The sequence below is a fragment of the Microcella sp. genome, assembly GCF_030645145.1.
GTDB lineage: Bacteria > Actinomycetota > Actinomycetes > Actinomycetales > Microbacteriaceae > Microcella.
Genome location: NZ_JAUSMI010000059.1, coordinates 1 through 11,637, shown reverse-complemented (window position 1 = coordinate 11,637; position 11,637 = coordinate 1). Strand labels below are relative to the sequence as shown.

General features: G+C 72.6%; 11 protein-coding genes. 10 read left to right on the top strand and 1 reads right to left on the bottom strand.

What is annotated here, in order from left to right:
• The 6 genes from Q7T15_RS03620 to Q7T15_RS03595 all read left to right on the top strand — a co-directional run.
• Window positions 1–447 (top strand): aminotransferase class V-fold PLP-dependent enzyme (locus Q7T15_RS03620; RefSeq protein WP_304693366.1); only part of this gene is annotated, 447 nt, incomplete at its 5' end.
• A 126-nt stretch (window positions 448–573) separates the two neighbouring features.
• Complete coding sequence (gene recO, locus Q7T15_RS03615) at window positions 574–1,461, top strand: DNA repair protein RecO (RefSeq protein ID WP_304693364.1); 888 nt, start codon at window positions 574–576, stop codon at window positions 1,459–1,461.
• 23 nt (window positions 1,462–1,484) lie between these two features.
• On the top strand, window positions 1,485–2,300 hold the full coding sequence (locus Q7T15_RS03610; RefSeq protein WP_370689086.1) for an isoprenyl transferase: 816 nt from the start codon (window positions 1,485–1,487) through the stop codon (window positions 2,298–2,300).
• 65 nt (window positions 2,301–2,365) lie between these two features.
• On the top strand, window positions 2,366–3,751 hold the full coding sequence (locus tag Q7T15_RS03605) for a glycine--tRNA ligase (RefSeq protein ID WP_304693362.1): 1,386 nt from the start codon (window positions 2,366–2,368) through the stop codon (window positions 3,749–3,751).
• 241 nt (window positions 3,752–3,992) lie between these two features.
• Entirely contained in the window at window positions 3,993–4,973 is a 981-nt protein-coding gene (locus Q7T15_RS03600) for a hypothetical protein (RefSeq protein ID WP_304693360.1), read from the top strand.
• Between the two features lie 74 nt (window positions 4,974–5,047).
• Window positions 5,048–5,725 (top strand): DsbA family protein, encoded by a 678-nt coding sequence (locus Q7T15_RS03595; RefSeq protein ID WP_304693358.1) that lies wholly within the window; start codon window positions 5,048–5,050, stop codon window positions 5,723–5,725.
• A gap of 322 nt (window positions 5,726–6,047) precedes the next feature.
• Here the strand turns inward: Q7T15_RS03595 and Q7T15_RS03590 are convergent, their stop codons facing one another.
• Window positions 6,048–6,554: an aminoacyl-tRNA deacylase gene (locus Q7T15_RS03590; protein ID WP_304693356.1), complete on the bottom strand. Its 507-nt coding sequence runs from the start codon at window positions 6,552–6,554 to the stop codon at window positions 6,048–6,050.
• Between the two features lie 70 nt (window positions 6,555–6,624).
• On the opposite strand from Q7T15_RS03590, the gene Q7T15_RS03585 reads away from it, so the two are divergent.
• The 4 genes from Q7T15_RS03585 to dnaG form a co-directional block, all read left to right on the top strand.
• Window positions 6,625–7,737 carry a Gfo/Idh/MocA family oxidoreductase gene (locus Q7T15_RS03585; RefSeq protein WP_304693354.1) on the top strand — a complete coding sequence of 371 codons (1,113 nt, stop codon included), beginning with the start codon at window positions 6,625–6,627 and terminating at the stop codon, window positions 7,735–7,737.
• 38 nt (window positions 7,738–7,775) lie between these two features.
• Entirely contained in the window at window positions 7,776–8,927 is a 1,152-nt protein-coding gene (gene dusB, locus Q7T15_RS03580) for a tRNA dihydrouridine synthase DusB (protein ID WP_304693352.1), read from the top strand.
• 6 nt (window positions 8,928–8,933) lie between these two features.
• Window positions 8,934–10,271, top strand: coding sequence for a deoxyguanosinetriphosphate triphosphohydrolase (locus Q7T15_RS03575; RefSeq protein WP_304693350.1), 1,338 nt, complete (start codon window positions 8,934–8,936; stop codon window positions 10,269–10,271).
• 10 nt (window positions 10,272–10,281) lie between these two features.
• Window positions 10,282–11,637, top strand: a 1,356-nt coding sequence (gene dnaG, locus Q7T15_RS03570; RefSeq protein WP_304693348.1) for a DNA primase, incomplete at its 3' end; no start/stop codon positions are given.

The following is an 11,637-nucleotide window of genomic DNA, read 5'->3' as shown; positions in this document are numbered from 1 at the left end:
GTGGGGCTGGCGGTGGCGCTCGAGCTCGCCGAGGAGGAGCGGCGCGGCAGCGGCGCGCCGGCCGGGCAGCCGGCCGGGCAGCTCGTCGCCGACGTCGCCGCGCGCCGCGACCGCTTCGTCGCCGACGTGATCGCGAGCGTTCCCGGCGCGACCCTCACCGGGCATCCGACCGAGCGTCTGCCCGCGCACGCGTCGTTCATCGTCCCGCGCATCGGAGGCGAGCCCCTGCTCATCGCCCTCGACGAGCGCGGCATCATCGCCTCGAGCGGCTCGGCGTGCGCGGCCGGCCGCGACGAGCCGTCGCCCGTCCTCCTCGCGATGGGCGTCACCCCCGAGGAGGCCCGCACCGCGATCCGCTTCACCGGCGGCGCCTCCACAACTCAGGAGGAGTGGACGCGCGCCGCGACCGAGCTCGCCGCATCGGCGCGGGCGCTCGGCGTGTCGTAGCAGGCGTCGGATGCTCGGTCTCCTGAATTGTGGAGGCCCCACCCTCGCTGCCGACGCGCCGTCCCGATCCCGCCGCGCCCGGCGAGGCCCCCAGCCCCCGCGCCGCCCCGCGCGCGATACTGGAGCGTGCCCACCTACCGTGACGAAGCCGTCGTGCTGCGCACCCACAAGCTGGGCGAAGCCGACCGCATCGTGACGATGCTGAGCCGGCACCACGGCAAGATCCGCGCCGTCGCGAAGGGCGTGCGGCGCACCGGCAGTCGTTTCGGCAGCCGCCTCGAGCCGTTCATGGTCGCCGACGTGCAGCTCTACGTCGGCCGTAGCCTCGACATCGTGCAGCAGGCCGAGTCGCTCGGCAGCTACGGCGCCGAGATCAGCGACGACTACGGCAGCTACACGGCCGCGAGCGTCATGGTCGAGACCGCCGACAAGGTCACCGACGACGACGGCGGGGGAGTCCAGCAGTACCTCCTCCTCGTCGGCGCCCTCCGCTCGCTCGCCCGCCGCGAGCACGCCCCGAGCCTGACCCTCGACTCGTACCTGCTGCGCGCGCTGTCGATCGCCGGATGGGCGCCGAGCTTCGGCGACTGCGCCGTGACCGGCGCGCCCGGCCCCCACAGCCATTTCGTGGTCCAGCTCGGAGGCATGGTCGCCGCCGACGTCGCCCCGCCCGGGTCTCCGCGCGTGAGCCCGGAGGCTCTCGCGCTGCTCGCGGCCCTCCTCACGGGCGACTGGGCCACCGCCGACGCGTCCGACGAGCGCGCGCGCAACCAGGCGAGCGGCATCATCGCCGCCTACACGCAGTTCCATCTCGAGCGCGGGCTGCGCAGCCTGCCCCACGTCGACCGCCAGGCGGCGACCGCTCCGACCTCGAGTCGCGCGGCGGCGGCGCCCGCCGAGGCCCCGGCGCAGCATCCGCCGACAACGACGCCCGCCCCGCCCGCCTCCACAATTCAGGAATCGGCGCCCCGGAGCGCCCCGCACGACACGCCGACGATCGGAGCCCCCGCGTGAGCCGAGAGCCCCGCAGCCCCGGAATTCCGCGCCAGAGCCGGGCGGCACGGCGCGCCGCCGAGGCCGAGCCGCTGCGTCCGATCGACTGGACGGGCGAGCATCCTCCTGAATTGTCGAGAGGCGCCGTCCCGAAGCACGTCGCGATCGTCATGGACGGCAACGGTCGCTGGGCCAACCTGCAGGGCCTCACGCGCATCGAGGGCCACCGCGCGGGCGAGGCGAGCCTGCTCGACGTCGTCGCCGGCGCCATCCAGATCGGCGTCACGCACCTGAGCGTCTACGCGTTCAGCACCGAGAACTGGAGCCGCAGCCCCGACGAGGTCCGCTTCCTCATGGGCTTCAACCGCGAGGTGCTGCGCCGCCGCCGCGACCAGCTCGACGCCTGGAACGTGCGCATCCGCTGGGCCGGCCGCCGCCCGAAGCTGTGGCGCAGCGTGATCTCCGAGCTCGAGGAGGCCGAGCGCCGCACCGCCGACAACACCGGCCTCACGCTCACCATGTGCGTCAACTACGGCGGCCGCATCGAGCTGGTGGATGCGGTGCGCGCGATCGCCGCGGATGTCGCGGCCGGCCGCCTCGCCCCCGATCGCGTCACCGAGCGCACGATCGCGAAGCACCTCTACGCCCCCGAGCTGCCCGACGTCGACCTCTTCGTGCGCTCGAGCGGGGAGCAGCGCACGAGCAACTTCCTGCTCTGGCAGAGCGCCTACGCCGAGATGGTGTTCCTCGACACGCTGTGGCCCGACTTCCGGCGGCGGCACCTGTGGGGGGCGATCGAGGCGTACGCGGGGCGCGACCGCCGCTTCGGCGGCGCGGTCGACAAGCCCGCCCCTCAGTAGACTGGGGACTTCGTGCGACAGCCGCCGGGCATCCAGCTCGGCGCGATCTCTAGGAGACCCCCACCGTGGCAGCCCCCACCCGTCTGGATTCCGTCATCTCCCTCGCCAAGCGGCGCGGCTTCGTCTTCCAGGCCGGTGAGATCTACGGCGGGTCGCGCTCGGCGTGGGATTACGGACCCCTCGGCGTGGAGCTGAAGGAAAACATCAAGCGCCAGTGGTGGAAGACCATGGTGCAGAGCCGGCACGACGTCGTCGGGCTCGACTCGAGCGTCATCCTGCCCAAGCGCGTGTGGGAGGCCTCCGGCCACGTCGAGGTCTTCAGCGACCCGCTCGTCGAGTGCCTCAGCTGCCACAAGCGCTATCGCGCCGACCACCTCGAGGAGGAGTTCGAGGCCAAGAAGGGCCGCAAGCCCGAGAACGGCCTCGCCGACATCGTGTGCGTCAACTGCGGCACCCGCGGCCAGTGGAGCGAGCCGCGCGAGTTCTCCGGGCTCCTGAAGACCTTCCTCGGCCCGGTCGACGACGAGAGCGGCCTGCACTACCTGCGCCCCGAGACCGCGCAGGGCATCTTCGTGAACTTCGTCAACGTTCTCAACGCCGCGCGCATGAAGCCCCCGTTCGGCATCGGCCAGATCGGCAAGAGCTTCCGCAACGAGATCACGCCGGGCAACTTCATCTTCCGCACGCGCGAGTTCGAGCAGATGGAGCTCGAGTTCTTCGTCGAGCCCGGCACCGACGAGGAGTGGCACCAGTACTGGATCGACCTCTCGCTCGCCTGGTTCACGGGCCTCGGCATCAGCCCCGAGAACATCCGCGAGTACGAGCACCCGGCCGAGAAGCTCTCGCACTACTCCAAGCGCACGGTCGACCTCGAGTACCGCTTCGGCTTCACGGGCGGCGAGTGGGGCGAGCTCATGGGCGTCGCGAACCGCACCGACTTCGACCTGTCGACGCACGCCGCGGCCTCGGGCACCGACCTCTCGTACTTCGACCAGGGCAAGAACGAGCGCTGGACGCCGTACGTCATCGAGCCCGCGTTCGGACTCACGCGCGCCCTCATGGCCTTCCTCCTCGACGCCTACGCAGAGGATGAGGCGCCCAACACCAAGGGCGGGGTCGACAAGCGCACGGTGCTGCGCCTCGATCGCCGCCTCGCGCCCGTCAAGGCGGCGGTTCTTCCGCTCAGCCGCAACGAGCAGCTGTCGCCCGTCGCGCGCGAGCTCGCGGACCGCCTGCGGCAGCACTGGAACGTCGACTTCGACGACGCCGGAGCGATCGGCCGCCGCTATCGCCGTCAGGACGAGATCGGCACCCCGTTCTGCATCACGGTCGACTTCGACACCCTCGACGACCAGGCCGTGACCGTGCGCGAGCGCGACACCATGGCGCAGGAGCGCATCCCGCTCGAGCGGCTCGAGGCATACCTGGCCGGCGAGCTCCTCGGCGCGTAGCCGCCCACCCTCCCGCACCTCCCTCGCCCGCGCGGCATCTCCACAATTCAGGAGACGCCGCGCGGGCGCAGGTGTTTTCGGGCCGCTGTCGGCGTGTAGGGGCGCTCCTCTGTCCCGATCTCCTGAGTTGTGGAGGAGCCCGCCCGTCCGCCGCTCCTCACCAGGGGCGAGCCGGCGACCGATGCCCCCGAAAGTCCGCGCGCGCCCTCCGCAGCCGACCCTGCCCGGGCATCCTTCGGGCATGGATGCCGCTGCCCTCGTCGCCCGTCACGGCGGCGCTCTCGACCGACGTCGCCTGCTCGAGCTCGGCGCGACCGACCACGACCTCCGCCGCTCGCTCAGAGCCGGAGCCCTCGACCGGCCCCGCCGCGGCTGGTACTCGACGTGGAGGTTCCGCGACCCGAGGTTCCGCGCGATGCGCGTCGGCGGGCGGCTCACCGGCATGAGCGCCCTCACCGCACTCGGATGCTGGGCGCTGGGCGAGCATCCGCTGCATGTCGCCGTGCCCCGCAATGCCGCCCGCCTGCGCAGTCAGTGGCGCCGAAAGGTGCGGTGGGCGGATGCTCGTCCCGGCGGCGTCGTCGTGCACTGGGTCGCGCCGGCGCACGATCGCGGCTCCTCGACCGGAGTCGTCGACCTGCTCGACGCCCTCGAGCTCGTGTGCCGAGCCGAGCCGCTCGAGGTCGCGATCGCGGCTCTCGACTGGGCGCGCAGCAGCGGGCGACTCGATCGCTTCGACGCAGCAGTGCTCGCCGCGCGATTGGGCTCGCTCGGCCGGATCGTCGATCGCGCCGACGAGCGCTGCGAGTCGCTGCCCGAGAGCCTGGCCCGCTCACGGCTGCGGGCCGCGGGCATGCACGTCGAGTCGCAGGTGCGGTACTCGGGCACGCTCGAGCGGGTCGACCTCGTGGTCGAGGGCGCCGTCGCGGTCGAGGTCGACGGCGACGAGCACCACCGGGAGACCTTCGAGCTCGACCGCGCGCGCGACCTCGCCATCACGCGCGCGGGGCTGCACGGCCTCCGCCCGAGCGCCCGCCACGTCTTCGGCGCCTGGCCGACGGTCCAGGCCGCGGTCGAGCGCGCGCTGCGCGAGCGCGGAATCCTCGTGCGTCTCGACAATTCAGGAGTCGCCGCGCTCCGACGACCGGCGACACGCCGTCGCTCAACGCGCAGCCCAGCAACGACGGGCCTCGCTCGACGCGGCGCTCCGCCCGGTTCCTGAATTGTGGAGGCCGACGCCCGACCGAGCCGACGGGCCCCGGGGAATACCGGCCGGCACGAGACGTTGACCCCAGGGTGAGCACTTCGACGACCCCCCTCAGCGTCCAGATCTTCTCCGATGTGCAGTGCCCCTGGTGCTACATCGGCAAGCGCAAGTTCGAGGCGGCCGTGGCCGACTTCGAGGCGCAGGGAGGCGCTGTCGACGTCGTCTACCGCAGCTTCGAGCTCGCCCCCGACACCCCGGTCGACTTCGAGGGCACCCCCGTCGACTACCTCAGCCAGCGCAAGGGAGTCACCCCCGAGCAGGCGCAGCAGATGATCGCCCGCGTCTCCGGCATCGCCGAGTCGGTGGGCCTCGAGTACCACTACGACGACATCCACCAGACGAACACGGTGCTCGCGCACGAGCTGCTGCACTTCGCGAAGGCGCACGGCAAGCAGCTCGAACTGAAGGAGCGCCTGCTCCGCGCCTACTTCACCGAGGGCCGTCACATCGGTAAGGCCGACGAGCTCGCCGAGCTCGCCGCCGAGGTCGGCCTCGACGCCGACGCCGCCCGCGAGGCCCTCGCCGAGCACACCTACCTCGGTGATGTGAAGGCCGACATGGCGCAGGCCGTCGCGTACGGCATCCAGGGCGTGCCGTTCTACGTCGTCGACGAGAAGTACGGCATCTCCGGAGCGCAGGACCCGCAGATGTTCCTCGCCGCCCTCACGCAGGCGGCCGAGGCCCGCAGCGGCGCCGAGGCGCGCTGATGACGGCGGATGCTCCGCTCGCCCCGTTCACGATGCTGGGCGCCCCCGACGCGGCGGCCTGCGAGGGCGATGCCTGCGTGATCCCGGGCCCGAGCGGGGCCGCTGCCCCCGCCCGGCCCGCGCCGGCTCGCCCCGCCGAGTAGCTCGCGCCGAGCATCCGCGCCCTTCGGAGGGAGGCCCCGCCTCCACAACTCAGGAGATCCGCGCACGCGCCCTCGCCGACACGCCGTGGGAGCGCTCATCTGCCACTCCCCGCACCCGCACTTCCTGAATTGTGGAGACGGCCGCGCGCGCGATACGGGTCACGCGGGCCGGCGGCGCGCTACCGCGGCGCGACCGGCTCCGAGATGTCGGCGACAGTCGCCGACAGGGCCGCGACGAGCTCCGAGGCCGAGACGAAGAGCGAGTACCCGTGCTCACCCGCGCCCATCGACACGCGCCGGCCGGGCGTCGCGACGACCGCGGCGTCGACGTACACCGGCCACGCCGTCGTCGACCCGAGCGGAGTGATCGTCCCGCGCTCGTACCCCGTCGCCGCGAGCGCGACCTCGGGCGCGGGCAGCCGCAGCTTGTTGACCCCGACGACCGCGCGCAGCTTCGGCCACGAGATCTGCCGGTCGCCGGGCACGAGCGCGAACAGGAACGTCCCGTCGCTCCGCTTCACGACGAGCGATTTGAGGATGTCCGCGGGCGCGATCCCGAGAATGCTCGCGGCCTCCTCGAGAGACCCCGCCCGCATCCGCTCGACGAATTCCACCTGCAGCCCGCGCGCCGCAGCATCCTCGGCCACGCGCTCGCGCCCCGGACGCACGTCGTCTCCGCTCACCATCGCTCCCGTTCTCTGACGCGGCAGCGCCACCGGCCGCCTTACGACAGTCAACCGCGCTTAGGCTCGTCGCATGCCCGAGACGACCGATGTCAACCCGACCGACCCCGGCGCGGCCCCCGCCCCGATCCGCACCGGCATCATCGGCTTCGGGCTCGCGGGCCGCGTCTTCCACGCGCCCTTCCTCGCGACGAACCCCGCCTTCGCGCTCATGACGATCGCGACGAGCAGCGCCGAGCGCGCCGCCGAGGCCCGCGCCGCGCATCCGACCGCCCGCGTCGTGCCGACGCCCGAGGCGCTCCTCGACGAGGCTCGAGCGGGCGAGCTCGACCTCGTGATCCTCGCCTCGCCGCCCCACGTGCACCGCGAGCAGGCGATCGCCGCGCTCCAGGCGGGCGCGGCCGTCGTGATCGACAAGCCCTTCGCCCCGAGCGTCGCCGATGCGGAGGCGATCATCGCGGCCGCCGACGCGGCGGCGACGCGCCGCCCGCACGGCGCGAGCCCGCTCACGGTCTTCCAGAACCGCCGCTTCGACGGCGACTTCCTCACGGTGCGGCGCCTCGTCGAGAGCGGCGCGCTCGGCCGCGTCCACCGCTTCGAGTCGACCTTCGAGCGCTTCGGAGCCCCCAAGCACGACCTATGGCAGGGCCGCATCTCGCCCGCCGAGGGCGGCGGCATCCTCTTCGACCTCGGCAGCCACCTCCTCGACCAGGCGCTCGAGCTCTTCGGCCCCGCGACGCTCGAGCACGCCGAGCTCACGTCCGTCCGCGAGGGCCTCGGCAGCGAGGACGACGCCTTCGTCTCCCTCCGCCACGAGTCCGGGGTCCGCAGCCACCTCACGATGAGCCGGGTCGCGGCGCAGAGCGGCCCGCGCTTCCGCGTGCTCGGCGACGCGAGCGCGTACAGCGTGCACGGCCTCGACGGCCAGGAGCCCGCGCTCAAGCAGGGCACCTGGCCCGGCGATGCGGCCTACGGCACGACGCCCGAGTCCGAGTGGGGCCTGATCGGCGTCGAGGGCGGCGCCGAGCCGCTGAGCCCTGTCCCCACCGAGGCGGGCCGCTACCCCGCCTTCTACGAGCAGGTCGCGGCGAGCATCCGCACCGGCGCCCCCATGCCCGTGGATGCCCGGAGCGCCCTCGAGACGGTCCGTCTCATCGAGCGCGCCCACGCCCTCACCGCCCGCTGACGTCGCGCACGGGCGCGACCTGGGAGAATAGGGGCCTCATGTCGACCGCCACCCTGCCCGCGCCGCTCAGCATCGGCCCGATCCCGCTGAGCGTCCCCGTCGTGCTCGCGCCCATGGCGGGCATCACGAACACGGCCTTCCGTCGCCTGTGCCGCGAGTACGGCGCGGGGCTCTACGTGAGCGAGATGATCACGAGCCGGGCCCTCGTCGAGCGCACACCCGAGAGCATGCGGCTCATCCGTCACCACGAGTCGGAGACGACGCGCAGCATCCAGCTCTACAGCGTCGACCCCGTCACGGCGGGGGAGGCGGCGCGCTTCCTCGTGGGCGAGGGGCTCGCCGACCACATCGACATGAACTTCGGATGCCCCGTGCCGAAGGTCACCCGGAAGGGCGGTGGCGCCGCGCTCCCGTGGAAGCTCGAGCACTTCCGCCGCATCGTCGAGCAGACCGTGCAGGCCGCCGGGGACATCCCCGTGACGGTCAAGATGCGCAAGGGCATCGATTCGGATCACCTCACCTACCTCGAGGCGGCGAAGGCCGCCGAGGGCGCGGGCGTCGCGGCCATCGCCCTGCACGCGCGCACGGCGGCCGAGTTCTACTCGGGCCACGCCGACTGGTCGGCGATCGGGAAGCTCAAGGAGACCATCACGAGCGTGCCCGTGCTCGGCAACGGCGACATCTGGTCCGCGGAGGACGCCCTGCGCATGGTCGACGAGACCGGCTGCGACGGCATCGTCGTCGGGCGCGGCTGCCTCGGCCGCCCGTGGCTCTTCGGCGACCTCGCCGCCGCATTCGAGAGCCGGCACGTGCGCATCCAGCCGAGCCTCGGCGAGGTCGGCGACGCCTTCCGCCGCCACGCCGAGCTGCTAGTCGACTTCTTCGACGACGAGGGCCGGGCGTGCCGCGACATCCGCAAGCACGTCGCCTGGTACTTCAAGGGCTATCCCGTCGGCGGCGAGCTGCGGGCGCGCCTCGCGAGCGTCGAGAGCCTGCAGCAGATGGACGACCTGCTCGGCGAGCTCGATCGCGACGAGCCGTACCCGGGCGCGCCCGCCGAGGGCCAGCGCGGCCGCGCCGGCACCCCGAAGAAGCCCGCCCTGCCCGAGAACTGGCTCGCGAGCCGCGAGCTGTCGTCCGCGCAGAGCGCCGACGTCGCGGCCGCCGAGCTTCACAACAGCGGAGGATAGGCCCGCGTGAGCATCCACCCCCACGACGTCGCCGACGCGCGCCCGGAAGCCGACGCGCGCCCGGAAGCCGACGCACGCCCGGAAGCCGGCGACGAGACCGGCGGACGGACCGGCTACGCGCCGCGCGACGCCGAGCGCTGGCTGCCCGAGGAGCACTCGACACGCCGCAGCGACTTCGCGCGCGACCGCGGGCGCCTGCTCCACTCGAGCGCTCTGCGCCGCCTCGCCGCGAAGACCCAGGTGCTGAGCCCGACGAGCGGCCTCGACTTCGCCCGCAACCGCCTCACGCACTCCCTGGAGGTGGCTCAAGTGGGGCGTGAGCTCGCCACGAGTCTCGGGCTCGACCCGGACGTCGTCGACACGGCGTGCCTTGCGCACGACCTCGGGCACCCGCCGTTCGGCCACAACGGCGAGCGCGCGCTCAACGCGTGGGCCGAGGGCATCGGCGGCTTCGAGGGCAACGCCCAGACCCTGCGCCTGCTCACGCGCATCGAGCCCAAGGTCTTCGGCCCCGACGGGCGCAGCTACGGCCTCAACCTCACGCGCGCGAGCCTCGACGCGAGCACGAAGTACCCGTGGCCGCAGTCGCAGGGCATCCCCGACCCGAGCGGGCGCAGCAAGTTCGGCTTCTACGACGACGACGCGGCCGCCTTCGAGTGGATGCGCGCCGGCGCGCCCGACCGCGTCCGCTGCATCGAGGCGGAGGTCATGGACCTCAGCGACGACATCGCCTACAGCGTGCACGACTTCGAGGACGCGATCGTCGGCGGCTACCTCGACGTGCCCGCCCTGAGCGCGCGCGCCGACCACGACGCCCTCGTCGACTCGATGTTCGAGTGGATCGGCGGCGAGATCGGCCACGACGAGCTCATCGCCGCGTTCGACCGGCTCGACCACCTCGACTTCTGGATCGACTCGTGGGACGGCTCGCGGCGCGACCTTGCCCGCCTGAAGAACCTCACGAGCCAGCTGATCGGCCGATTCGCGCACGAGGCCGTGCACGCGACGCGCGAGGCGCATCCCCGCCGCTCGCTCGCGCGATTCGGCGCGAACGTCGTCGTCCCGCGCGAGACGCAGGCCGAGATCGCCGTGCTCAAGGGCATCGTCGCGGCGAACGTCATGTCGACGAACTCGCGCCAGCCGATCTACGCCCGCCAGCGCGCGCTGCTGACCGAGCTCGCCGACGCCCTGTGGCAGGCGGGGGATGCCCTGCTCGACGCGGGCTTCGCCGACGACTTCCGCATGGCCGACGACGACGCCGCCCGTCGGCGCGTGGTTGTGGATCAGGTGGCGAGTCTCACCGACCAGTCGGCCATGAGCTGGCAGGAACGCATCGTCTCCTAGACTCGGGCGCGTGGCAGGGCTCATCAGACGCAGCGATATCGATGAGGTCAGGTCGCGCACCAACATCGGCGAGATCGTCGGCGAGTACGTGACCCTGAAGGGCGCGGGCATCGGCTCGATGAAGGGCCTGTGCCCCTTCCACGACGAGCGCAGCCCGAGCTTCCACGTCCGCCCGCAGGTCGGCTTCTACCACTGCTTCGGCTGCGGCGAGGGCGGCGACGTCTTCTCCTTCCTGCAGAAGATGGACCACGTCACGTTCTCGGAGGCCGTCGAGCGCCTCGCGCAGCGCCTGAACTACACGCTCACCTACGAGGACGGCGGGCAGGCCCGCGAGGACGGCGGCAGCCGCCGCCGCATCCTCGCCGCGAACGAGGCGGCGGAGGCGTTCTTCCGCGAGCAGCTGCAGTCGCCCGCGGCCGAGCCGGCGCGCGCGTTCCTCGGCGAGCGCGGCTTCGACCCCGCCGCCGCGGCGCGATTCTCGATCGGCTTCGCCCCGAACTCCTACGACGCGCTCTCGGGGCACCTGCTCAAGCAGGGGTTCACGATCGACGAGCTGCTCGCCGCGGGCCTCGTCGGGCAGGGCGACCGCTCGCCGTACGACCGCTTCCGCGGCCGGCTCGTCTGGCCGATCAAGGACGTCACGGGGCAGACGCTCGGCTTCGGCGCGCGGAAGCTGCTCGAGTCCGATCAGGGCCCCAAGTACCTCAACACCCCGGAGACGGCGGTCTACCACAAGAGCCAGGTGCTCTACGGTCTTGATCTCGCCAAGCGCGACATCGCGAAGGGCAAGCAAGTCGTCGTCGTCGAGGGCTACACCGACGTCATGGCGTGCCACCTCGCGGGCGTCACGACCGCGGTCGCGACGTGCGGCACGGCGTTCGGCGTCGACCACATCAAGGTGATCCGCCGCGTGATGGGCGACACCGACAACGCCGACACGACGCAGCTCGGCGAGGTCATCTTCACGTTCGACCCCGACGAGGCCGGCCAGAAGGCCGCGAGCCGCGCCTTCGCGGAGGAGCAGCGCTTCGCCGCCCAGACCTTCGTCGCGGTCGCTCCGGACGGCCTCGACCCGTGCGATCTGCGCCTGAAGCGGGGCGACGATGCGATCCGGATGCTCGTCTCGGGCCGCAAGCCCATGTACGAGTTCATGGTGCGCCGACGCCTCGACCAGTTCGACCTCGAGACCGTCGAGGGGCGGGTCGGCGCGCTGCGCGCTGCGGCTCCCGTCGTCGCCGGCATCCGCGATCAGTCGATGCAGTCCGGCTACGCCCGCACCCTCGCCGGCTGGATCGGCATGGACCCGACGGAGGTGTCGCGCGCCGTCCAGGCCGCGCGGCGCCAGGCCACGGCGCGACCCGCGCCG

Excerpts from the sequence above, each read along its gene's own strand:
- Q7T15_RS03600 (WP_304693360.1), top strand. The coding sequence starts at position 3,993 with ATGGATGCCGCTGCCCTCGTCGCCCGTCACGGCGGCGCTCTCGACCGA.
- Q7T15_RS03590 (WP_304693356.1), bottom strand. The coding sequence starts at position 6,554 with ATGGTGAGCGGAGACGACGTGCGTCCGGGGCGCGAGCGCGTGGCCGAG.
- Q7T15_RS03585 (WP_304693354.1), top strand. The coding sequence starts at position 6,625 with ATGCCCGAGACGACCGATGTCAACCCGACCGACCCCGGCGCGGCCCCC.
- dusB (WP_304693352.1), top strand. The coding sequence starts at position 7,776 with ATGTCGACCGCCACCCTGCCCGCGCCGCTCAGCATCGGCCCGATCCCG.